Annotated in this window: 26 protein-coding genes; all 26 read right to left on the reverse strand. The window is 31.8% G+C overall.

The window, feature by feature from the left end; all coding sequences use genetic code 11:
• Positions 1-76: 76 nt before the first annotated feature.
• The gene (locus HALHA_RS07790) at positions 77-1,102 is read right to left on the reverse strand and encodes an NAD(P)H-dependent glycerol-3-phosphate dehydrogenase (RefSeq protein ID WP_015327245.1); all 1,026 of its coding nucleotides are present in this window, start codon (positions 1,100-1,102) and stop codon (positions 77-79) included.
• 31 nt (positions 1,103-1,133) lie between these two features.
• Positions 1,134-1,742, reverse strand: a complete 609-nt coding sequence (gene plsY, locus HALHA_RS07795; protein WP_015327246.1) for a glycerol-3-phosphate 1-O-acyltransferase PlsY — start codon at positions 1,740-1,742, stop codon at positions 1,134-1,136.
• Between the two features lie 18 nt (positions 1,743-1,760).
• The gene (gene der, locus HALHA_RS07800) at positions 1,761-3,077 is read right to left on the reverse strand and encodes a ribosome biogenesis GTPase Der (protein WP_015327247.1); all 1,317 of its coding nucleotides are present in this window, start codon (positions 3,075-3,077) and stop codon (positions 1,761-1,763) included.
• Entirely contained in the window at positions 3,070-4,431 is a 1,362-nt protein-coding gene (locus HALHA_RS07805) for a DUF512 domain-containing protein (protein WP_015327248.1), read from the reverse strand. Before HALHA_RS07805 ends, der begins: the two co-directional genes overlap by 8 nt.
• A 56-nt stretch (positions 4,432-4,487) precedes the next feature.
• Positions 4,488-4,991: a DUF3189 family protein gene (locus HALHA_RS07810; protein ID WP_015327249.1), complete on the reverse strand. Its 504-nt coding sequence runs from the start codon at positions 4,989-4,991 to the stop codon at positions 4,488-4,490.
• A 2-nt stretch (positions 4,992-4,993) separates the two neighbouring features.
• Positions 4,994-5,440, reverse strand: a complete 447-nt coding sequence (locus HALHA_RS07815; RefSeq protein ID WP_015327250.1) for a DUF3189 family protein — start codon at positions 5,438-5,440, stop codon at positions 4,994-4,996.
• A gap of 13 nt (positions 5,441-5,453) precedes the next feature.
• Positions 5,454-5,648 carry a capping complex subunit for YIEGIA gene (locus HALHA_RS07820; protein ID WP_015327251.1) on the reverse strand — a complete coding sequence of 65 codons (195 nt, stop codon included), beginning with the start codon at positions 5,646-5,648 and terminating at the stop codon, positions 5,454-5,456.
• Between the two features lie 19 nt (positions 5,649-5,667).
• Complete coding sequence (locus tag HALHA_RS07825; RefSeq protein WP_015327252.1) at positions 5,668-6,591, reverse strand: YIEGIA family protein; 924 nt, start codon at positions 6,589-6,591, stop codon at positions 5,668-5,670.
• Positions 6,592-6,701: 110 nt separating this feature from the next.
• A complete protein-coding gene (locus HALHA_RS07830) occupies positions 6,702-7,310 on the reverse strand; it encodes a DUF1614 domain-containing protein (RefSeq protein WP_015327253.1) in 609 nt (202 codons plus the stop codon).
• 136 nt (positions 7,311-7,446) lie between these two features.
• Entirely contained in the window at positions 7,447-7,707 is a 261-nt protein-coding gene (locus HALHA_RS07835) for a stage V sporulation protein S (RefSeq protein ID WP_015327254.1), read from the reverse strand.
• A gap of 270 nt (positions 7,708-7,977) precedes the next feature.
• Positions 7,978-9,507, reverse strand: a complete 1,530-nt coding sequence (rny, locus tag HALHA_RS07840) for a ribonuclease Y (protein WP_015327255.1) — start codon at positions 9,505-9,507, stop codon at positions 7,978-7,980.
• A 126-nt stretch (positions 9,508-9,633) separates the two neighbouring features.
• Positions 9,634-10,287 (reverse strand): P-loop NTPase family protein, encoded by a 654-nt coding sequence (locus HALHA_RS07845; RefSeq protein ID WP_015327256.1) that lies wholly within the window; start codon positions 10,285-10,287, stop codon positions 9,634-9,636.
• A gap of 1 nt (position 10,288) precedes the next feature.
• Positions 10,289-10,552, reverse strand: coding sequence for a hypothetical protein (locus HALHA_RS07850; protein ID WP_015327257.1), 264 nt, complete (start codon positions 10,550-10,552; stop codon positions 10,289-10,291).
• Positions 10,553-10,554: 2 nt separating this feature from the next.
• Entirely contained in the window at positions 10,555-12,003 is a 1,449-nt protein-coding gene (locus HALHA_RS07855) for an AAA family ATPase (RefSeq protein ID WP_041607742.1), read from the reverse strand.
• A gap of 6 nt (positions 12,004-12,009) precedes the next feature.
• A complete protein-coding gene (locus HALHA_RS07860) occupies positions 12,010-12,969 on the reverse strand; it encodes a metallophosphoesterase family protein (RefSeq protein ID WP_015327259.1) in 960 nt (319 codons plus the stop codon).
• A gap of 1 nt (position 12,970) precedes the next feature.
• Positions 12,971-13,612 (reverse strand): RecX family transcriptional regulator, encoded by a 642-nt coding sequence (locus HALHA_RS07865; RefSeq protein WP_015327260.1) that lies wholly within the window; start codon positions 13,610-13,612, stop codon positions 12,971-12,973.
• A 101-nt stretch (positions 13,613-13,713) separates the two neighbouring features.
• Positions 13,714-14,766: a recombinase RecA gene (gene recA, locus HALHA_RS07870; RefSeq protein ID WP_015327261.1), complete on the reverse strand. Its 1,053-nt coding sequence runs from the start codon at positions 14,764-14,766 to the stop codon at positions 13,714-13,716.
• Between the two features lie 96 nt (positions 14,767-14,862).
• Positions 14,863-15,438: an RNA 2',3'-cyclic phosphodiesterase gene (gene thpR / locus HALHA_RS07875; RefSeq protein WP_015327262.1), complete on the reverse strand. Its 576-nt coding sequence runs from the start codon at positions 15,436-15,438 to the stop codon at positions 14,863-14,865.
• Complete coding sequence (locus tag HALHA_RS07880; protein ID WP_015327263.1) at positions 15,431-16,834, reverse strand: metallophosphoesterase family protein; 1,404 nt, start codon at positions 16,832-16,834, stop codon at positions 15,431-15,433. The genes thpR and HALHA_RS07880 overlap by 8 nt, the downstream gene beginning before the upstream one ends.
• A gap of 31 nt (positions 16,835-16,865) precedes the next feature.
• Complete coding sequence (locus HALHA_RS07885) at positions 16,866-18,104, reverse strand: competence/damage-inducible protein A (RefSeq protein ID WP_015327264.1); 1,239 nt, start codon at positions 18,102-18,104, stop codon at positions 16,866-16,868.
• Positions 18,105-18,238: 134 nt separating this feature from the next.
• Positions 18,239-19,150: a DUF4912 domain-containing protein gene (locus tag HALHA_RS07890; protein WP_015327265.1), complete on the reverse strand. Its 912-nt coding sequence runs from the start codon at positions 19,148-19,150 to the stop codon at positions 18,239-18,241.
• A 111-nt stretch (positions 19,151-19,261) separates the two neighbouring features.
• The gene (locus HALHA_RS07895) at positions 19,262-19,918 is read right to left on the reverse strand and encodes a hypothetical protein (RefSeq protein WP_015327266.1); all 657 of its coding nucleotides are present in this window, start codon (positions 19,916-19,918) and stop codon (positions 19,262-19,264) included.
• A 56-nt stretch (positions 19,919-19,974) separates the two neighbouring features.
• Positions 19,975-21,432 (reverse strand): hypothetical protein, encoded by a 1,458-nt coding sequence (locus HALHA_RS07900; RefSeq protein WP_015327267.1) that lies wholly within the window; start codon positions 21,430-21,432, stop codon positions 19,975-19,977.
• A 131-nt stretch (positions 21,433-21,563) separates the two neighbouring features.
• Positions 21,564-23,057: an AAA family ATPase gene (locus HALHA_RS07905; protein WP_015327268.1), complete on the reverse strand. Its 1,494-nt coding sequence runs from the start codon at positions 23,055-23,057 to the stop codon at positions 21,564-21,566.
• The gene (locus tag HALHA_RS07910; RefSeq protein WP_015327269.1) at positions 23,050-23,577 is read right to left on the reverse strand and encodes a hypothetical protein; all 528 of its coding nucleotides are present in this window, start codon (positions 23,575-23,577) and stop codon (positions 23,050-23,052) included. Before HALHA_RS07910 ends, HALHA_RS07905 begins: the two co-directional genes overlap by 8 nt.
• 183 nt (positions 23,578-23,760) lie before the next feature.
• The gene (locus HALHA_RS07915; protein ID WP_015327270.1) at positions 23,761-24,663 is read right to left on the reverse strand and encodes a Gfo/Idh/MocA family protein; all 903 of its coding nucleotides are present in this window, start codon (positions 24,661-24,663) and stop codon (positions 23,761-23,763) included.
• Between the last annotated feature and the right edge of the window lie 100 nt (positions 24,664-24,763).

The raw sequence follows: 24,763 nt of genomic DNA on the forward strand, positions 1-24,763 counted from the left end.
GAATATCACTATATATATATGATGTGTGTTTTAAAATATTCCTTAAGTAAGAAAATAACAAGGGAGATACTTTAATTTACCAAGCTTTCATTTTAGCTACTGCTTCAATCTCATGTTTCTTTCCTCTTAACATTAAATCATTAACTGCTTCTTTTGGCTCTTTACCCGCAAATAAAATTTGATAAACTTGATTAACAATTGGCATTTCTACACCAAGCTCTTGGGCCAAGGAATAAACAGCTTTAGTCGTCTTTACTCCCTCAGCTATCATTTGCATTTCATCTAAAGCCTCTTCTAAAGTATAGCCTGAGCCAATCTTATGTCCTAACCTTCGATTCCTACTATGTTGACTAGTACAAGTAACTACCAAATCGCCAAGGCCAGTTAGTCCTGCAAAAGTCATTGCTTTAGCTCCCATCTCTACTCCTAAACGCTTAATTTCTGTAATACCTCTAGTTACTAAAGCAGAAATAGCATTATCTCCATATCCTAAACCATCAGCTATTCCAGCTGCAATAGCAATACTATTTTTAACAGTTGCTCCTAATTCAACACCTACTATATCCGGATTAGTATAGACTCTAAATTTATCTGACATAAATACATCTTGTACTCTTTGGGCCAAATTTTTATTTCTATGAGCTACCACTACTGTACTAGGATGGTCTAATACTACTTCTTCAGCGTGAGTTGGCCCGCTTAATGCTAGAATCCTATCTTCAAAATCAAATAACTCAGCTTTTAAAACTTGAGTCATCCTTAAATTAGTACCCTCTTCAAGGCCTTTAGTCGCACTAACTATAATAGTATCTTCATTTAATAAACCTTTTAAACCTTTTGCTACTGTTCTCATTACATGTGAAGGAACGACAACAACTACTAATTTAGCATTTTTTACTGCTTCTTTAAGATCAGTAGTAGCCTTTAAATCAGAAGGTAATTTAATATTAGGCAAAAAAGAATTCCTCTGCTCCTGATTAATCTCAGTTACCTTCTCTTGGGATACATCTTGAATCAAAACTTGGTATCCATTACGGTGTAACTGTAAAGCTAATGCCGTCCCCCAGCTACCACCACCAATGACTGCTATTTTATTCTTCATATTATCTACCTCCCACAAAAATTACATTTTGTTATTCATTGCTGTTTTGCTCCATCCCAACTTTATTCTCTTCGCCTGCTAATAATCGTTTAATATTAGGACGATGACTATAAATTACAAAAGCAGCAATTAAGAAACTAAAAATAACCAAGGCTGTATCTTTATTAAACCACAACATTAAAACTGGGATCAAAGCCGATCCAATAATAGAGCCTAACGAAACATACTTAGTTAAGAGAACAATTGATAGCCAGACAAGAAAGACAATCACCACTACTACTGGAGCCAATGTACCTAATACACCAACAGAGGTAGCTACACCCCGACCACCACTAAACCCTAAAAAGATTGATAAATTATGCCCTGCAACAGAAAATAATCCTGCTAATAATAATAATATAATTTGATCTCCTAAGACAATATCAGCTAACTTAACTGCTAATACCCCTTTACTAATATCTAATAAAGCCACTAAAGCACCCATTTTTAAGCCCATTAATCTAAAAGCATTAGTAGCACCTATATTCCCACTGCCATACTTTCTAATATCTTGGCCCTTAACCATTTTAGATATTAATAATCCAAAAGGAATTGAACCTAATAAATAGCTAACTAACATCACTAAAACTACCTTAAACATTTTGTTACCTCCTAATAATTATTTTCTTCTAACTTTAATTCTAATTGGGGTTCCTTCAAAGCCAAAGGCTTTTCGTAATTGATTCTTTAAATAACGTTCATAAGCAAAATTAAGCAATTCTGGATCATTAACAAATAATACAAAAGATGGTGGCTTAATTCCTACTTGCTTAGCTGAATAAATCTTCATTCGTTTCCCTTGCTTATTAGATGGAGGTTGTACAATTTCAACTGCTTCATTAATTACATCATTTAACATATTACGTTTGACTCTCTTTTCATTCTCTTTAACAACATAATCAACTAAATCTAAGATTCTTAATACTCTCTGACCTGTCAAAGCAGATACGAAAGTAATTGGAGCATAATTTAAGAACTTAACTTGATACCTTATTTCTTCAATATACCGATCCATTGTCTGATTATCTTTCTCAATTAAATCCCACTTGTTAACTACTAGAACGACTGCTTTTCCTTCTTCATGTGCATACCCAGCAATTCTTTTATCCTGATTAGTAACTCCTTCTTGAGCATCAATTACTATTAAAGCAACATCAGATCTATCTACAGCACGTAAAGCTCTAATTACACTAAATTTCTCAACCCCATAATCAACTTTACCTTTTCTTCTCATTCCTGCAGTATCAATAATTACATATTCCTGGTCTGCACTTCTAAATGGAGTATCAATAGCATCTCGTGTAGTTCCTGCTATATCACTTACGATAACCCTCTCTTCACCTAACATCTGATTAACCAAAGATGATTTCCCTACATTCGGGCGACCTACTACTGAAAATTTAATTACATCTTCATCATAATCAGTTGTTTCTAATTCTGAAAAATGACTAATGACTTCATCTAATAAGTCACCTGTTCCTTGGCCATGCTGAGCAGAAACTAAACAAATTTCAGAAAAACCTAACTCATAAAAATCATACTTAGCCAATTTTGCTTCTTTAATATTTTCAGCTTTATTAGCTGCTATAATAACTGGTTTATCTGCTTTTCTTAACAGCTCAGCTATTTCCTTATCACGATTTGTTAAACCATCTCTAATATCAACTGTAAATAAAATTACATCAGCTTCTTCAATAGCAATTTCTGCTTGATATCGCATCTTCTCTTTCATTTTTACTTCTTCATTAAACTCAATTCCACCAGTATCAACCATTAAAAATGGTCTTCCTAACCACTCAGCATCAGCATAAATCCTATCTCGAGTAATACTTGGTTCATCTTCAACAATAGAAATTCTGCTACCTACAATTCGATTAAACAAAGTGGATTTTCCTACATTCGGTCTTCCAACAATAGCTACAACGGGTTTATTCATCACCCTCACCTCCTAGTTCTATTCCTAAAACTTTTTCTACTAAATCTAATGCTTTATTATCAACTCTTAATAATTGACTAGATATCTCTTTTTTAAATTCTGACCATGCTAAATCATCCAAAAACAATTGATCATCATTTAATAATACTTCTGGAATTAATACTACCTCACCTAACTTAGATTTAGCTAAAGTCGATAAAATATCACGCCCTGTTAATAAGCCTGTTACAGTCACTTCAGAACCAAAATAATCATTTTCTACTTCTAGTAAATCAACCTCTAAGTTATCAATGTTATTCAAGCTCTCTACTAAGGGGGCTAAAGCCTTGGCCCCTAATACTCCTGTAACTACTGTAACCTTTCTAGTTTGCTCTAAACTAACAGGAATTTGATTCTTTAACTCTGTAAATTGATCCCATAATATTCTAACCATTCCTATACCATTCTCTAATTGAGGAAACTGATCATAGTTTTTAGCAGATGGAATAGGCTTGTTAGCTAAAAAATAAAATTCATCAGCTAGATAAACAAAATTGAACCCATGCTTTTCTTTAAATTTAGCTTGCCAATCCTCGACTGTTTTAATTACTCGTTGTGCTTCTTCAGTTGTAAAGGATCTTAAGTTATATAAATCATCTCTAAATTTAGTTAAGCCAACAGGAACAATAGCTAATGAATTAATTTGAGGAACAAATTCTCCTAATTTCTTAATAGTCTCTTCTAAGTATTGACCATCATTAATTTCTGGACATAATACTATCTGAGTATTAAGCTTTATTCCAGCTGCAATTAACTCTTTTATTTGCTCTAATATCTTACCAGCTTGTTTATTCCCTAACATCTTTTTTCTTACCCTTGGATTAGTACTATGCACAGAAATATTTAAAGGACTTAAACGTAATCGTTTAATCCTATTAAATTCTTCTTTAGATAAATTAGTTAAGGTAATATAACTACCTGATAAAAAAGAAAACCGATAATCATCATCCTTTTTATTTAATGTATCACGACTATTAGAAGGAGCTTGATCAACAAAACAAAAGACACAATTATTATGACAAGTCTTTAATTCATCGAAAATAATATCGGAAAAATCAATACCTAAAGTCTCATCATAACCTTTTTCAATCTCTAATACCCAATATTCTCCTTCTAACGTAATTACTTCGAGCTCTAAATATGTATCTGTTATTAAAAATTTATACTCTATAAAATCTTTTATAGTTTGTCCATTTATTTTAATTATTCTATCTCCTGGATTTAAACCTAGTTCATCTGCAATACTATCTTTTGCTACTTTTTCAATTTCTACATAAGATTCTATCTCCATTTGTTTATTTTGCTCCTGCTTCATATCCAATCACCTCTATAATTACTTCCCATTATACTATTATCTTATATTGAACTAAATTAGTCAAGATGAATTTTATTTCCTTTATTTGAATTATTAGCTTTAAATTGTCTTATCTTCATTTTAACTTCAGCTACTAAATCAACAAATTTAAAATAAACTTTTTGTAAACTATAAATAGTTAATGGCCTCCCTACTTTCACTAACCCAAAACGACGTGATAAATTACCTCCTATTTTAGTTAATAAATTAACATATGGTAAAGCTGAGACTAATATCAACTTATTACTATCTATTCCATGCATCTTAAGAAAATTAAGTAAGATCTCCTTAGTTAAATCACGTTTACTTCCCATTCCTATAATGTATACTTCATTATTAAATTCATCCTGACCATAATAAAAAGGAGTTCCGATTTGGTAAGATTTAGTCTTATCATAATAAGGTAGTTGAGTAATCTCTTTCTTATTTGCTATTCTATTATTAGGTAATTTTCCTACATGAATCGCAGCTGCTAAAACAGAAGAATGAGCACTACCATAACAATAATAAATTATTTTCATCTTTAGCTATTAATCCTCTCTTTAAGCTTAGTTGTTAATTGTTTGATTTCTAAATAATTATTCTTTACACCTCGCTTAATTAGATACAATCCTGTTTTATTCCAACCAACTCTAGTTAACTTCACTCCTACTTTAATCCATAAATTAGCTACAGAAGTTGTATCGACTATTAATAATTCATTATCTATAGTAAACATATTTGTTAAACCCTTTAACATTCTACTTACTATTGCCTGTTGACCTTGACAACCTAACACTAAAACTTCATTCCCTAATGAATCTTGTCCTAAAGATATAAATTTACCTTTCTCTTCTGTTGATAATTCAGTAAATATTAAAGTCTCTAATTGATCATTCAAATCATCTTTTTCTTGCCAAAAACCAAGATAAAAAGAAGCTGTTAACAATGCAATCCCACTTTGATAGTAACCTAAATAGACTATTTTCATCTTTTTCTCCTAATTAATGTTTGATTAATATATAAACCCCATTTCCTAAATCATGAACCATTGATTTAGTCAAACGAGAGATAAGCATTGAGATATACTCTAATTCCTCTTTATCTGTAGCATAAAAGATTGGGGCTGAACCACTTTCAACCTTATCCTGTTCTTCTTTAGTAGTTACAATAGCTAAAATAAAATCAGTTATATTCATAAACTATTATCTCCTCCTTTTAATCCGCTGCAATTTTTCCTGGACCAGATTCTAATGGTTTCCTTCGAGAAGCTTCTAGTACTGGCGTATTCTCTACTGCCTTTTTAATACAGGCAGGATCAGGTTCTATAGGAATTATAATAATACATACTTTACCATTATCTAAGTTCAACCTAGCAAGTGGAGTATAATCTTGAACACCTACATCTAATTTTACCCCCAGTTGAGTTACTGTATCATGGATAATAGCTTGTCTTTGACCTGTATTAGCTAAAGTTGCACGAGCATTATCATTTGTAGGCTCAATTACTATTCCTATTCCTGACTCTTGCCATTTTTTTAGCGACTCATTTAAACCTACATTCATTACTACTACATCTTCTACTTTTATGTTGCTATTATTTGGCCCAGAAAAATCTAAATCTACAATCTTTACTTCTCCAATATCACCAACAGTTTCTTCTTTCATAACTGCATGAAGTATATAACCTAATCCGCCCCCCAAAAATATTCCAATTCCGATTGCATATATAAAGGGTATAGTAAAAGTAATTGCTAAATAATACCCCAGCGTAGATAAAAATGCAGTAATCATAGCTAAATAATTTCTGGCTTCAAATATTTTAGCAATATTTTCAATATAGGCATCCCCACGAGGTACCAATTCTGTATCCTCAATCTCCAATAAAAACTGCCTTTCCATAGTTCTAATCCCTCTAAATTGTTGGGCAGCAGCTCCTAAAAAAGTTACTGCAATATAATTTGCTTGTAATAAAGCCGGAACTACTAAACCACCTAAAGATGCAGCAATAAATCCCAAGGTAAGATGAACCAAATACCCCCGCGGATAACCTGGATACTGTCTATAATCTACTCGTAAACTAAATAACCGGGCCAATGCTCCTAAACAGACACCTAATAAAATCATAGACCCATATTTCAATTATTCTTCCCCTCCCAGTTTAGATTATAATTTTCTCTTTTGATATATCATTCCATTATCCTTATTTTTATTTCGAATATAACCTCTCGTGTTTTCTCATCAATTACCAACTATTCATTAAACAAATCTAAATCTTCTTTGGTCTCCCCTATTAATTCAACTAATAATATAGCTAAAGATCCACTAATTACTATAGAATCGAGGATACCAGCCCCTCCAATAGTAATATTAGTAGGTACTCCAGCATTAATAACTTGTAATAAAACAAGTACATCATAGACTAAAAAACCTAATCCTCCCGCTACAAAAGCAACTTTACGCGACCGTCCAGTTAAATATGCTACTATAGCTGCTACTATAGGAAATAAATAATTACTGTCAATTACTGTATATCCTTCTTCAAATTGATATAATTTAGTTAAAAAAAAGATTGTTAAACCAGTTATTAAAATAGCTACAAAAGATTTAAATAATTTAGCTGTTTTTATTTTACTTAAAATAAAAACAGCTAATATAATTGGTACAACAGCGCCTCCTACATTTATTTCAACCTCTGGGGTATTACTAATAGGAAAATTAATAAAGCTTCCTATTAGCATTGCAGTTAAACCAAACAATAATTCCTTTTTATTTAAACCAATTTGCTTAATAGCTTTTTCACTAATAAATAAATAAATAAATAGTTCTAACCCAACAAGAATAATAACTCCCATAGGCATACTATAATACACCTCCAAGCACTTAAAGCTTTATTAGTTAGTTTTGGATTATAGTAGAAAAAATATGCACTTAAAATAAAAAAGCAGCCTATTAATAGGCTGCTTTTCAAAAGGCAATTTATAGTCTGAATTTAAATTATCTTGATTCCACAATTAACTTGATAGCAGTTCTTTCCTCACCATCAATTTCAATATCTGTAAAAGCCGGAATGCAAAATAAATCTTTCCCACTTGGAGCTACATAACCTCTAGCAATAGCTACTGCTTTTACTGCTTGGTTTAATGCACCTGCTCCTATAGCTTGTAGTTCTGCCCCCTCCCTTTCTCTTAATACTCCAGCTAGGGCTCCTGCTACTGATTTAGGACTTGATTGAGATGATACCTTTAGTACTTCCATGTTTGTATACCTCCTTAAGTATTTTTTGTTAAATATCTTGTTCTATATATATATTTCAATATTTACAAAAAAATTCCTTCTTTTTATGTAAGAATTTTTCTTTAACAGGACACCATTTATTATTTTACTTTTATTTGATATTTATACATCTTTTAAATAAAAATATTTATCCCTTATTATTTATTTGAATACTTAGCAATCAATTCCTGCTTTGAATAAAGAAAAATAATATTAATTAAAAAATGGTGACCATAACTGGTCACCATTAGTTTATTTAGCATAATTAACAGATCTAGTCTCTCGAACAACTGTAATTTTAATTTGACCTGGATACTCTAAATTATCCTCTATTTCTTTAGAAACCTCATAAGAAATCTTACTAGCAATATTATCATCGACTTCGTCCGGTTCAACTATAACCCTTACTTCACGTCCAGCTTGAATAGCATAGGCTTTTTCTACCCCATCAAAGGAATCAGCTATACTTTCCAATTTTTCCAACCGTTTAATATAAGATTCTAAAGTTTCTCTTCTAGCACCTGGTCTAGCTGCTGAAACAGCATCAGCCGCAGCAACTAGTACTGCTACTATAGATTCCGCTTCTATATCACCATGATGAGCAGCAATAGCATGAATTACATCCTCATTCTCACCATATTTTCGGGCCAAATCAACACCAATTTGAGTATGAGGACCTTCTACTTCATGATCAATAGCTTTCCCTAAATCATGCAATAATCCGGCTCGCTTAGCTACATCAACGTTAACTCCTAACTCAGCAGCCATTATGCCTGATAAATGAGACACTTCAATAGAATGTTGTAATACATTTTGACCATAACTTGTCCGATACTTCAATCTACCTAGTAATTTAATAATCTCTTTATTTAATCCATGCACTCCAGTATCAAAAGTGGCTTGTTCTCCTACATCATAAATTCTATCATCAATTTCTTCTCTAGCTTTCTCAACCATCTCTTCAATTCGAGCTGGATGAATTCTACCATCATCAACTAATTTCTCTAAAGCAATTCTAGCTGTTTCCCTTCTAATTGGATCAAAACCAGACAAAATTACCGCTTCTGGAGTATCATCAATTATTAGATCAATTCCTGTTAAACTCTCTAAAGCTCTAATATTCCTTCCTTCTCTACCAATGATTCGACCTTTCATTTCATCATTAGGTAAATTTACAACTGAAACAGTTGTTTCAGCCACATGGTCAGCAGCACAACGTTGAATAGCAGAAGAAATTATCTCTCTAGCTTTTTTGTTAGCTTCTTCTTTAGTTTGAGCTTCCATATCTTTAATCTTTTTAGCTTTTTCATGTTTAATCTCATCTTCTAATCGATTTAGCAACAATTGCTTTGCTTCTTCAGTAGTCAAACCAGATAATTTCTCTAGTTTTTGTGCATGTTCTTCGTGTAATTTTTCAATTTCTGCTTCTTTTTGCTTAATATTTTTCTTTCTTTCTTTAATATCTTTTTCTTGCTGGGTTAACTGATTAGATTTTCGTTCTAAATTATCTTCTTTTTTTACTAATCTACTCTCAAACTTCTGTAATTCATTTCGTCGCTCTCGACATTCATTTTCAACTTCTTCTTTTATCTCATGAGCTTGTTCTTTGGCTTCAACCAATGCTTCACGCTTTGTAGATTCTGCCTCACGTTTTGCATTTTCTATAATTTTCTCTGCTTCTTTTTCAGCAGATCCGATCTTACTTTCACCAATATATTTTCTAATGGCAAAGCCAATAGTACCCCCCATTATTAAACTAACTATTATTAGTACATATTCCAACTACCACACCTCCATTCATTATTTAATTGTTACAGTAACTTTATTAACAGCAAGTTTATATTCAAAACTAACTATTAAGCATCTACTGACCTAATATACTGTTATCATTTTAACTTTTTCTACTCCTTATGTCAAGCTAGTTATCTGACTCTTTCCAGTTTCCATTTTTACCTTAAAAGCTTGGTCTGCAATTTGACTTAAATGTTGTTGATGAGTAACTGTAATAATTTGGCGCTGAAAACGATCATTTACTGTTTTAAGAAATTTAGCTACATCAACAATATATTCTTCACTAACATGTTTAGCTGGTTCATCTAAAACTAACGGCCCACCTATTTTAGGTCGTTGTAGAGTTTCTAAAATAGCTACTCTTAATCCTAAAGAAACTACATCAACTACTCCCCCGCCTCTTGCATCTTGAGGAATATTTTTAATTTCTTGTTCACCAGCTTGAGAAACAACATAAAACTCCGCTGAAAAACTATTTCGTTTCTTCTCAATCTCTATCTCAAAACTAAATTGAGCACCAAATACAGCTTGTAAAGCTTGGGTCACTAATAATTCTATCTGTTGTCTAGCTTGTTCTCTAGCATATTCAGAAACCTCTTGTAAAAAAATATTTACTTGGTCTAACAATTCTTTTTCTTCTTGATACTCAGTTAACTCTTTTTCCTTCTTTTCCCGAACCTTTTTTAATCTCTTTTCTTCTCCCTTGCGCCTATGATATTCTTCCTTTTTAATCTCAATATCTTTTTCTAATTGCTTAATAATATCTTCCATCTTATTTCTTCCTTGTCTGGTCTAATATTTGATCATCAGGCAATAATTCTTGAGCCTTAGCTAAAGATGCTTGTAATTTATTCTCTAATTCTTTAATCTCATCTTCTAACTCTTCAGGCTTAATACCATAATCTTCAATCTGCTTTAATAATTCTTTCTTTTTTTCTTTTAAATTATCCAATCTATCCTCTGCTACTGCTTTTTTACGATTAGCCTTGTCTAATTTATCCTTTAATTGATTTATTTGCTTTTTATAATCACTCATTATTATTCCTCCCTATAATTATTAATAATTTGCTTTATTAGCTTTTGATCAACATTACTAAAACAGGTTGGACACTCACCTTTTTCTTTTAATAAATCACTATATTGCATAAGTAATCTTTCTCTTCTTTGACTCACATTTTTTAAATCCGCTACTACTTCTTCTAAACCTTGGTTAAGCTTCTTATTTTGTCTCTTAAAATCCATTGCTTGTTCTAACCTTTGAGTATACTTTTTTAAATTATTTAATAATCTTTCCTGCTGCTTAGCCGTCGGAAATAAAGTAAGAAAATTAGTTACTTCCTTTATTTTAATCTGATAGTTATTTAAATCCATTTCTAACTTCTGTAACTTATCTAGATTATCCCTTAAATCTAAAGCTAAATTCAGCTCTTTTTTAACTTCTTTAGTGTTTTTTAACTTATCTAACAATTTAATATTATTCTTTAGTTCCAGAGTGGCTTGTTGATAATTACCCTCAACTTGTTTTAAATTAATTAAATCCTTAGCTGTAGCTTCAATTTTAGGTACTAGGTTAATTACTTGAGTTAAGTTTTTAAAATGGGCCAAGTATTCTTTACCTAACTTTAACCTTTGAGTAGTTTTATCAAGCTCCCCTTTAATCTCTTTTAAATTAGTCAACTGATCCATTTGTTGCTGAGAATCAACTAATAACTTCTTTATCTGTTTTAAATCATCTAATTGTGCTAATAACTCTCTTAAACTTTCTTGTTCTTGTTTAATAGACTTCCAGTCTTGATAAAGAAGAGTTACCTGCTCTAATTTAGTCTTAGTCTCTTTTATCTCATGTAATAACTTCTTTTCTTCTGTAATCTGTTGTGATAACTTGGGTAAGTCAGAAAATTCCTTTAATTCTTTATCACACTCATCTATTTCTGTAGTTAACCTTTTTTCCTCTTGTTGATATTGACGAATATCCTTATTAGTTTCTCGACTTGCTGAATCAACTAAATGAATATCTAATAACCGACCTAAAGCCTTAGCTCGAATACTACCAGTTTGGTTTAATAAAAAAGCTCCATCCAATTGATAGTCTAAATTTATAGTTGTTTCGTAGTCTGTATCTAACTCAATTTTAGGCATTTGATGTAACTTAGTAATCTTTTGTGGTACATCACGCCCAATTCTTTCAAAGACTTGCTTTTCACCTTGGGTATCAATTATTATATAGCCATTTTTACTAGGGGTTCGTCGTCTTACGATCTTAAATCCATTCTCTAGCTCAACTGTTACCCTACAGCTTTTATTTCCACTTCGAATATAATCATCACCCAAGGGCTCATTATACAAAACCCACCTTAAAGCTCTAACAATAGCCGATTTCCCCTGGTCTGATGGACCAGTAATTACATTAAATCCTGAAGAAAACTCTAATCTAGTATCTTCATGTGACTGAAAGTTCTCAAGTTCAATTGCTTTTATCATTTGCATTCCTACTTACTCCCCCCCTAATTTCTCTTGGGCTTGAGAGATTCTATTTAGGGCTTCTTTTTTTACATTATCATCAATTTGTTCATTACTAGCTACTTGTTCTAATATCTGCTCTACAGAGAAATATTTAAATTCACCTGCTGCTTTAATTGTTTGTGTGAAATCAGCTAATTTCTTTTCTCTAAATTTAGCAGCCTCTAAAGCACTTCTATCTAATACATCTCCCCCCGGTTTAGCCGAAGTTAATTTTCTAAACTTAACCATAATTTCAGAATCTAATTCTATAATTGCAACTTGTGGTTGACGATTAATTTCTTTAATATCAGCACTCATTCTTACTAAAGAACCTGGATTAACAAACTTAGTCCCATTAAATTCCTGTTCGCCAAAACCTAAGTGATAATGACCGGATATAATAATATCCGCTTCTGTTGTTACATCTTCAATTAAAGTATATCCTTGATCAAAGAATGGTCGATCTAATAACATACCATGAATCATATGTAATGCATAATCAACTTCTTGCTCCTTATTTATCATATAGGCACTGCCATCAGTATCAACATTATAATCAAAATGCTTCCCTGATAATTGCAATTTTAATTTGTCTTTTGTTAGTGTAATCGGTTCTTCAATTAAGTTTAATACTCCTGAATTAATTAATACCCCTAACATTGTTCGAGATAATGTATCAGGATTATGACCGTATAAATCGTGGTTCCCTGCTACTACATAGATTGGTATAGGATAACTACTTAAAACCTTTAAGAAATCATTTACTACTGAGGGAGCTGGGTTAGGACGGTCAAAAACATCTCCAGCATGTAAAATAAAATCAATCTTCTCTTCTTGGGCTATCTCTTTTACTTCTTGTAATTTATTAATTAGCGTCTTTTTAAAATTATCCGTTCTCCTACTTGGAGTTGTACCTCTTATATGAGTATCAGACATTACTAATACCTTCATCCTAGTCCTCCCCTACTAAATCTTCTAAAACCAGATCAATAACCTGGAATGAAAATCCTTTTCTTTTTAAAACTTGCTTTAACTTCCCCTTTTTTTCCCAAGTGGACAAACTACAATATCTAGCTTTCTTTTTATTAGCCAACTTAAAAGCCAATTGATACTCTAATTCAAAATTATATTCCTTATCTATTTCTTCTTCTATAATCTCTTTACTAATTCCTTTTTCTTGTAACTGTCTTCGTACCTTATAAGGGCCAAATCCTCTGGTGATTCTATCCCTTATCCAACTACCTGCAAATTCGCGATCATCGATATAATCTAGTCTATCCAAAATTTTAATAACTCTATTAATTACTTGTCCGTTAAATCCTTTCTTAGCTAATCTGTTTTTTAACTCTTGGCGACTGCGCTGGCGATAAGATAATAATTTAAATGCAGCTTGCTTAGCCTTTCCTAATTCTTCTTCAACTAATAATTGCTCTAATAGCTCTTCGGTTAACTTTTGGCCCTTGCTTAATTTATATTCGTAGACTAATTTAGCATCTATCCCCAACAAAAATTGGCCATCTACAAAAATAGAACATCGTTGTTGATTATTCTTCTGCTTTTTAATCTTAGTAATAGTTCCTTCTTGTTTAGTCATATTTAACCCTCCCTCAAAATCGATTTCAAAGTGAAACTTAATTAAGAAGTTAACTATAGATCAATAAAATAAAACCCCCTTCGATTAAGAAGGGGTGTTATTTAAGCAGACTCTTTTTCAGTTTCTTTATTCTCATCTGCTTCTTCTACTTCATCTTCATCTAAAAAGCCTAACTTAACTTTGATTTTATTTTCTATTTCTTCTTTCATCTCTGGATTTTCATCTAAAAATTCTTTAGAATTAGCTCGACCTTGACCTAATGTAACATCATCACCATATGAATACCAAGCACCAGCCCGCTCAATAATACCATGTTCTTCTCCTAAATCTAGAACACAACCGGTTTGAGAAATCCCTGTACCATACATAATATCAAATTTAGCTGTTTTAAAAGGAGAAGCTACCTTATTTTTAACTACCTTAACTTTAGTTCTATTACCTTGGTAGTCATCTCCATCTTTAATTGTTTTTCTCCGTCTAACATCTAATCTAACAGAAGAATAAAACTTAAGTGCTCGACCACCAGGAGTTGTTTCTGGATTTCCAAATCTAACTCCAACTTTCATTCTAATTTGATTAATAAAGACACAAGTACATTTAGTCTTATTAAGGACTCCTGATAACTTACGCATTGCCTGAGACATTAATCGGGCTTGTAAACCAACATGAGCATCTCCCATTTCACCTTCAATTTCAGCTTTAGGTACTAAAGCAGCCACTGAATCTATCACAATTAAATCAATAGCACCACTTCTAGCTAATGCTTCACAAATTTCTAAAGCATCTTCACCAGTATCTGGCTGTGAAACAAGTAATTCTTTAGTATCCACTCCTAAATTCTTAGCATATTTAGGGTCTAAAGCATGTTCAGCATCAATAAAAGCAGCAACTCCACCTTCTGCCTGTAACTCAGCAATCATATGTAAAGCTACTGTTGTTTTTCCTGAAGACTCTGGGCCAAAAAGTTCAATAATTCTTCCTCTTGGAATACCTCCAACACCTAATGCTGCATCTAAAGATAAAGCTCCTGTTGAAATTGTCTCTACATCCATTGCTTGGGCATCTTCTAATTTCATAATAGAGCCTTGTCCAAATTCCTTTTCGATATGATTTAAAGTCCGGTCTAAAGCCTTCTGTTTTTCATTCTTTGACATATATATTCACCTCTTATAATTTGAGTCTGCTTTTAACTCTAACGTATAATAATTATAAAACAATTAACCCTAAAAAGCAATTATCAAATTCAACCATTATTCTAAATCAAATTCTGATAATGACTGATAAATTGGCCCTTTAGGAGTTAACGTACTTTTAATTAAAGTAATTTTATCCACTACTTCAGGAATCTCAATTTTAAAAGGAAATTCTTTAAGTTTTTTACTAAGTAGTTGTAAATTATTTTCCTTAGGATTAACCCTCCCTAAAGTAATATGTGGTGTATATTCATGGTGCTTTTTTTTAAATCCTAAACTAATTAACTCATTTTCAATCTCTTGATTTATCTGCCCTAATTTCTGACTTCCTTTTTCTATTCCAACCCACATTGTTCGAGGATAATTCAAATTAGGAAAAGCACCTAACCCTTCTATATTAATAGTAAATGGTTTTTTATTATTCTGAGCAATTTTCTCTAATACTTGTCCTACTTCTTCTATTTCAGGTTTAGTTAACTCACCTAAGAACTTAATAGTAATATGAAAATTATACTTTTCCACCCACTTAACTTGTAATGAACAATCACGTAGTATATTTTTTACCTTATCTATTTTTTCTTTCGTAATCTCACTTAATTGAATCCCAATAAAGCACCTTATTTTATCACTCATCTTGCTCCTCCTTTCTTTTATTTTTTATCTGCTGCTTAATTAACTTTCTCTCTAACATAAATCCACCACGCCTACTATAAAATTTAATAATATCAATTGCTTTTAATTGATTACCAACTTTAGACTGATTATAATGCAATAAAGCAACAGAATAAGGAATCTCCTCTTTAGCTTCAAAACCTCTAATTCCTGCTGCACCAGTAGTACCTGCATCAACTACCATAGTTCCTTCTTTATTATAAATCTTAAAACTATGATCATGACCATGTAATAAAAGTGGGATTTCTCCTAATACACTTATAGCTTGTCTAAATTCATGAACTACTACAATATCAGGAGATTTTTTTAGTTTAGTAACTAATTTATTGACAGTCTGTCTAGATTCCTGCATCTTTTCTCCTGTTAATGGCTTCATTTGTTTACTATCAGCTGCTGGATCATCTACCCCCACAATCTTTAACCCTTTAATATTTATTACATTAGATTCTATAATAATTACATTATCAAATTCCTTCATTTGTTTAATGATTGCAGGTGAATCATGGTTACCAGCTACAAAAATATAAGGAACCTTTAACTGATCTATCTTAGTCAATAAATTACCTTCTATAGGAGTTCCATAATCAGTGATATCTCCTGAGTCAATTACTAAATCAACATTAAAACTATCTACTAGTTGCATAACATATTTTAAAGCCACAGGGTTATTATGTATATCTGAAATATGTAATACCTGCAAATCCCCTGTCACTTGATTTAGAGGTTGTAAAGTATCGACTCTCTTAAAAAGTTGTGCCATATTAGAAGCAATCAATTGAACTTCTGCTCCTAATTGCTCAATATTATCAATACCTTCTTGAATCAAACTAATCATCCAAGGGGCTGCTTCTAACATTCCTACAAAATTAGGATCATCAAAGGCAGATAAATTATAAGTATAATAAGTTCCTAACCCTAAAGATAAAACAACAACTACTCCAATTACTAATCCTTTCATTACAGTAGCATGTGTTAATTCAACTGTCCCTGCCCCTACCATGCCTGCTAAAGCAGATAGTATCAATAATCTAATAATAAATAACTGCAGAATCTGTTTGGCCCTCTCTTTTAATAAAACAACCAATTCTTCTTTTTGTTGTACATTCTCAATAATAGAAGCTAGCTTTTCTTGGTGAATCGACTGCAAAGTTACCTCTAGGTCTAAAGGAGTTAGATGAGTATCAGCTACTATCTTACCAATTGGAGGAAAATTTATTGTTGTAGATGGATGATAAGACAACTTTAAATCAAGTTCAATATTAAAAGCATTCAATTTATAAGTTTTAGTTGCAGCAAAATTAAGGATTAATAATACACCAAGCATTGACATAAATACTTTAATTACTAACTCCTGCATAGAATCGTCCTTCCTAGAAAAAGTATATTATCTAATTCAATAATTCCAAACGTAATAAATTTAAAATAGTCTGTGCAGTTAAGTATTTAACTCTATATCTACCACCATTGAATTTAAACTGATAACTTTTTACATCATCATTAATAGCTAGGGCCATATAAACCAATCCAACTGGCTTTTCTTCTGTGCCACCACTTGGCCCGGCAATTCCTGTTGTTGCTAATCCAATATCAGTTTTAGCTAAATTTTTAACTCCAAGTGCCATCTCTTGAGCTACTTTTTGACTTACTGCTCCAACTTCTTGTAGTGTCGTTTTCTTAACATTTAGTAATTCTTGTTTAGCCTGATTACTATAACTAACTACTCCTCGTTCAAAATAAGCGGAACTTCCTGGTACATTAGTTAATCTATGTCCTACCAATCCTCCTGTGCAAGATTCTGCTACTGCTACTGTTAAGTCTTTATCCCATAATAAATCAGCCACTACTTTTTCTAATGTATCATCATCATACCCATAAATATACTCCCCAATTCTTCCTTGTAATTTCTGTTCTTCATGTCTAATTAATTCTTTAGCTGCTTGTTTGGTATTTGCTTTAGCTGTTAATCTTAATTTAACTTCTCCTTGGCTAGCTAAAGGAGCAATAGTTGGATTTTCTTGTTCTCTTAAAATATCAGCAATCTTTGTTTCAAGACTTGATTCTCCAATCCCACACGTCTTAATTACTTTAGAATAAATCCGTTCATCATCTAGAAATTTTTCTTTTAAATAAGGCAAGATACTCTCTTTCATCATTGCTTTCATTTCTAAGGGAACTCCTGGTAAGGATACGATCACCTTATTATCTTGTACTACTAATATACCTGGTGCAGTGCCTTGATTATTCTTAATTATTTTAGCTCCTTGAGGTAAATAAGCTTGTCTAAGATTATTATCTGACATTGGTCTATCTGCTTGCTTAAAATAACTTTTTACCTGGGCCAAAGCTTCTTGAGATTTAACCAGTTCTAAGTCTAACACTTCTGCTACTACTTCTCTAGTTATGTCATCTTGGGTTGGCCCTAGCCCACCAGTAGTAATAATTAAATCAGAACGTTTTAAACCATTAGATAATGTCTCTATCATCCGTTCCTTATTATCCCCGATAGTTGCTTTATAATACAGGTTAATTCCATATCTTGCTAGTTCTTTAGCTATCCACTGTGAATTAGTATCTACAATTTGTCCTAATAATAGTTCTGTTCCAATTGTAATAATCTCTGCTTTCATATTTTTCATCCTCCATTTAATAATCTTTGCTCCTTTTTAGAATACCAAATTCCAACTAGCTATTCAAAAAAATCTCATCTCTTCTCAAAAGAAAAACAGGTCAGCTAACTAGCTAACCTGAAAAAGTAATAAATTTATTTAACTTGCTCACTAGAGCCACTTAATAGTTCAGATGAACCTAGCAAATTCATTGAACTATATCTCTCATTTAAACTAGATGCTAAATTAGCCAATTCACTAAATTCTTCTAACTTTCTGACTACATCTACAGAACTATTACCTTCCCCTGCCAATAAGCCACCTGATAACATATAGATCTTTTCTACTCTCTCTTCAACTGTCATCCACTTTTCACTAAACTCATCACTTACAGTATTATTAGGCATTGTAATCTGATTAGACTTAATTACAGAATGAAATTTATTAGTTTTATCTATAATTCCTAATTCTACCTTATAATTATGATTAGGTTCTAAGTTATTTAGATACCAATTATCATTATCTAAACCAATAGTGATATTTCTTTGTTGAGTCGTATCTAAATCATAAATCCGAAGGGCCAATTCTACTTCATTAATACTATTATAACCAGCTGCAAAAACTATTTTGTTTATCTCCTCTGTTGTATATTCCCAATACAAATGAGCAGTTTCAGGATTTTTAACCTGTAAAACTAATTTATTATCATTATAGTTAGTTGGCAAAGAATATATATTCATAATATCCTCTGTAACTTCTTTATCATCCTCTTTATTCTTTTGGGCCAACTCACTAGTCTGAGCAGAACTGATACCCTCCTCAACTGCTAACTGCTTTAAATTAGTCTCCTCCATTTGAGTAGTAATTTCTTTTTGAATACTAGCAAATAATTTCTTTCCAATCCCCTTTACCTTTCTTAAATCTCCTAGACTAGTAAATGAATCTTTTGATGTACGATAATCAACTATTCTTTGAGCCAAAGTAGAGCCAATCCCCTTTAAAGACATTAATTTTTCAACTTGAGCCGTATTAATATTAACTTGAGAAGATTTGGTGTCTGACTTCATTATTTTTAACCTCCTTAAAATCAAAAAATATACTATAAATCCTTAGCCTATAACAATTCTATCAATAATAGTAAAAAAATACAAATATAACAGTAATTTATTTACCAAATATTAAAATTTGTAGGTAATCCCCATACTCGCTCGTAGCCCTTGGATATATAACAAGTCATCTTTTCTATTAGCCACTAACTCTTTTGTGTAACTATTATACTCCTTCCTTAAATCAATCCTAGCCACCCGATAATTAAGACTTGTTACAATAGATAAGTTATCAGTAATAGAATGATTATTCTTAGTTCCTAATAAAAAGCCCAATCCCCTTCCTGTTTTATAATAATTATCAATATACTTAGTTTCATAGCGATAATCACTATAGTAATAATACACACAGCTTAAGCCTAATTCTGTGCTCCTATTTAACTTATAGATTACCTTCGTGTAAGGGCCAACTAATTGCCGAGTATATCTACGTTCAATTAATCTTCCAATTCCTTGTATAGTATCCTCCCACTTAGCTGTAACTTGATCGACTCCAATTCCAACACCAAATCTCTTCACTGGCCAATAGATAGCTTCTCCATAGTAACCTAATCCTTCATTTAAGCTTTCTCGTAATGCAAAGTTATTATCTATTTGCCCCTGCTTAATCGTAGAATAAAGGAGATTATTATATGTAAGCCCACCAACAAAAACTATATTCGACTGGGCTAACGCAGTCAGATTAAAAGAAAAAACTATTATAAATATCAACACTACATAATTTTTCATAAAATCCTCCCTAATATACAAAAGGTCAGGAATTAATTCCTGACCTTGTTGACTACTTACTTTCTATTCATTATCTCTCCAGAAGAATCTAACTTAAGTACATAAGCGTCTTGATCACCATCACCAAACTCATTATTTTGAGCATAACCAGCTGCAAAGTAATTACCATCTTCAGCTATTGCTACTGCATCAAATCTCTTAGCATAGACACTCTTAGTAGAATCTGCTTGATAAGACCAGTCTATAGCTCCATCAGCATGAACTTTTATTATTGTACCAACACTACCTTTAGTTCCAGCTAACACGTATTTATTATTGTTTTCATCCCAGTTAACATCTCGCAATACAGTTGCAGTACTAGTACTATATTGCTTACCAAAAACTTTAGCTAAATCAGCATCTATTTTAACTAGATAACCTTTATTTTCATCAGTACCAGCTAGCACATAATTATTATCCTTAACTTGCTCAATAGTATATAGCTTAGTTTGAGCAGTAGTACCAAAGTACTTTTTATCTTTTATTTCTAAATTAGAATCTAGCTTAAATACAACACCTTTCATATTAGCATCACTACCACTATTACCTACATAGCCTACTACTAAATAATTCTCTTTCTTAGTTTCAACTACTGATCGTAAATTAATATAATCATAACCAGTTACTGGGATCTTTTTATTTATTCTCTCTCCACTCTCTAGATTAACCTTAGCTACATATCCCTTAGCCGACTGGCTAGAACCATCATTACCAACGACTACTAAATAATCCTCAGTTTCTGTAACCACAGCCGATCTAAAGAAGACCCTATCAGATACAAAACCTATATATTCATTAACTACTTCTCCAGATTCATCAACCTTTCTTACATATCCATCGTATGTTCCATTACCTACTCCTTCATAACCAACTAATAAGTATTCATCACCAAGTAAGTTGACTATATCCTCTACCGCAGTAAAGCGGTCTGGATACCTTTTATTTCCAACCTCTATGGCCCAGTCCTTTAATCCAGCCTGATCTCCTTTTACTGCATAAGCCTGTTTAGTAAAAGCACTATCATATCCAGCTGCAAGATAACCTCCATCACTAGTAGCTAAAATAGCATGAAACCCATCATTACCATAACCACCATAAGTACTCTTAAATTTTTTCGATAAGACTTTGATTCTTCGGCTACTAAATATTTTTTTATCATCTGTTCTAACTCGAACTGTAATTGTTCCTTGGCCCGGCTGTAGAGCCTTAAATGTAGGTGTAGCTGTAGTATTATTTCCAAAGCTACCTATATTAGTATTTCCTTTAAGAGCCCAAGTATAATCTAGTTTACTTTCTTTAGTATTAGCTACTTCAACAGAAAACTTAGTCTCTTCTCCTTTAATCATCATCTCTGGAATATCCACCTGAGTAATTACCTGTTGGTCATTACTTGTTAGTTGATTCTTTGTGCAGCCAACTGCTACTAAAGACATTATAATTACTAACAATATTATTATTTTTTGCTTATAATTCATTCTTCTTCCCCCTCTTTTAATTTCTCTAATTATGATTAAATTATATCAAAAGAAAAAAACTATTGCAAAACAGCTTATAATTTCCTAAATAATGCAAAATAAAACAGACTAGCTTAATTAAGCTAGTCTGTTTAGGCCACCTCTTTAGTTTTATTCATCTCTAACCTTGTTCTAAATTCATCTCCTGTAATACTTTCTGTTTCTAACAATTCTTCTGCTATCGCACTAATAAATTCTTTATTAGCTTTAATTTTTTCTGTAACTCTTTCTTCCTGGTATTCAATGATCTCTGAAACCGTCTCATGTAGTTTGGATTTTGGTAAGTTATTTTTACTTACTACTCCTAACTTGGACATTCCAGAGAAAACAATTTTTTCAGCTAGTTGATTAGCCTTCTTAAAGTCATTATTGGCCCCAGTACTCCGACTACCTAGTAGTTCTTCTTCTACTATAGAACCAGCAATTAAAACAGCAATTTGATCTTGTAAATAATCAATAGTCTGTAAATAATAATCATCTTGAGGATTATGACGGACATAACCTAAAGCCTTTCCTCGAGAAGTAATAGTAATATTAGATACAGATTTAGGATTTACTAACTCCCCAATTAAAGCATGACCCGTTTCATGACAAGCAATACGGTGTAGTTCTTCTTCTTTAGGTTTCCGATTTAATTTTTCACCCATCATTACCTTATCAATAGCTTCTCTAAAGTGCTCACTACTAATCTGATCAGCTTCTTCACGTAAAGCCATAATAGCAGCTTCATTAGTTAAGTTCTCTAATTGAGCTCCAGAAAATCTGAATGTCTCCTTAGCAAGTTGCGTTAAATCAACTTCAGTTGCTAATGGTTTATTTCTTGTATGAATCTTTAAAATATGCTCTCTTCCTTCTTTATCTGGTAGATCAACCTTAACAACCCGATCAAATCTACCTGGCCTTAATAGTGCTTTATCTAAGATATCTATTCTATTTGTAGCTCCAATTACTAATACATTGACTTGATCATCAACAGAAATACCATCTAATTCAGTTAAAAGTTGGTTTAAAGTTTGATCATACTCCATATGACTACTATTTTGGCCCCGTTTACTTCCTAATACATCTATTTCATCAATAAAAATAATAGCATTATTCTTATCTGATTTTTTAGCTTTTTCTCTAGCTTCTTTAAATAATTTTCTAACTCTCTTAGCCCCTACTCCTGCATACATCTCAATAAACTCACTACCAGAAGTAGAAATAAATACAGAATCAATATAATTTGCTGCTGCTTTTGCCATTAAAGTCTTTCCCGTTCCAGGAGGACCACTTAATAATAATCCTTTAAGAGGTCTAATTCCTAGATCTTTAATCTGTTGTTTACTCTTTACAAAATTTAATGCTTCTAATAATTCTTGCTTAGCTGCATCTTGTCCACCAATATCCGAAAAATCAACCTCAGGAATCATAGACTTATCCCCACTACCAATTGATAATTTTTTTCCTAAACTCTTCTTATCTATCACATTAAATAAATAATATCCGATTCCACCCAACAATAGAACTGGAAGTAAATTAATTCCTTGGGCAGCTAAGAATATAACCACTGCTAATCCAACACCCAACCCTAATTCTTTAACCATTATTTTCACCTCCTGTCTTTCGGTTAATTACTTTATAAATCTCATCATTTCCTTTAACCAAGCTTAAATAAATATAGCTAGCATCCACTTGTACTTTGGCTTTTTTTAAATCATATCTTTCTTGATAAATTGACATCCTTTCTTCTAATTCTAAAAATTTTCCTGTCTCTATAGCTGCATAAAGGGCCAAGTTAACCTTATTAGATAATTTCTCAAATTTAAAATAATCCTCTGAAACAAAAGTCATTTTATACTCTTTTTCTGGTAAAGATTCTTTAACCCGGCTTTTAATCTGATTAAAAGTCTGTTGTAAGTTCTCTACTCTATTTAAAGAGATCTCTAATTTATATTTAGTCTCCAGCTTAGTAATCTTAACTTTTTTTACCCCAGAAATAGCTACTAAATCCCCTTGTAAAGCGTAATTGATTTGATAATAATTTACTAAATAATTTCCAGCAAAAAAGACTACTAAAGATACTACTACAACTAAAACTAGTACTTTCAGATTTATTTTCTTCATTTATTTCCCTCCCTTCACTGAAGACAACTTTTGTAAGTTTCAAGACAAAAATCATTATAACACAGTTATTAATAGGAATCTAATGTAAATATCATGTAATTTATGACAAATACCGGTCTGAATACACTTAAACAAAAAAAGAGTGTAAACCACATTAATTAGGTCTACACTCAAATTCAAGATTTAATTTTTAATTTCCTGTACAATATTTTCACATAATTCATGAGTTGCTAAAGCATCTTTAGCTAACTGAGTTGTGTCTTGGCCCTCTTTAACTATCTCCAAAAATTCATCGATTAATTGCACAAATCCTCGGTTATACAAAGTTGAATCCCATGAAGGTACTTTACTTCTTTTTTCTTCTCCATTTTGATATTTAATTAATTCTGTCATCCCTTTAACTATCAACTTCTGTTTACTACCTATTACTTCAGCCAATTCTTCATTAATGCCACTGTCACGGTTCATAATTCCGATAGCTTTAAAATCTACTCCTGTAAGAGTTAACATTACTTGGTATAATAGGCCGTCATCTACAACAGCCTCAACAGCAAATTCTTTAACTTGATTATCAGCTAGAAATCTTAGTGTATCCACCACATGAATGAAATCATCAAAAATTACTTCTCTTACCTGTCGAGGATTATTAAAGCGATTCTTTTGAAAGTTAATAATAGTTGGCCCGTTAACTTTCTTTAGTTTCTGATACATTGGTGCTCTTCTCCGATTAAATCCTACTAATAACTTTAAGCCTCTTTTTTGGGCCAAATTAACTAATTCTTTAGATTGTTGATAAGAATTAGTAATTGGCTTATCAACATATACATGAATATCATTTAGTAATAATTCTTTAACAATCTTTTTATGAACTACTGTAGCTGCATGAACAAAGACTGCCTTAACATTTTTAGAGATTAATTCTTCTACACTCCTAGCTGTTTCTTTTATACTATATTTATTAGCTAAATAATTAAGTTTCTCTTGATTTCGAGTAGCAAAGACTAGTTCAATATCTCCCTTATCTCCTATTACTGGCAAATAAGCCTTTTGAGCAATATCACCTAATCCTATAACACCAATCTTCATCTTATCTCCTCCTACTTTTATCTTGCTTCAATATTTATTATCTAACTTTAATTGATATTAAGTGCAATTGACAATGTGCAATTTACAATGTACAATTAAA

Origin of the sequence: Halobacteroides halobius DSM 5150 (assembly GCF_000328625.1) — a bacterium.
Lineage (GTDB): Bacteria > Bacillota > Halanaerobiia > Halobacteroidales > Halobacteroidaceae > Halobacteroides > Halobacteroides halobius.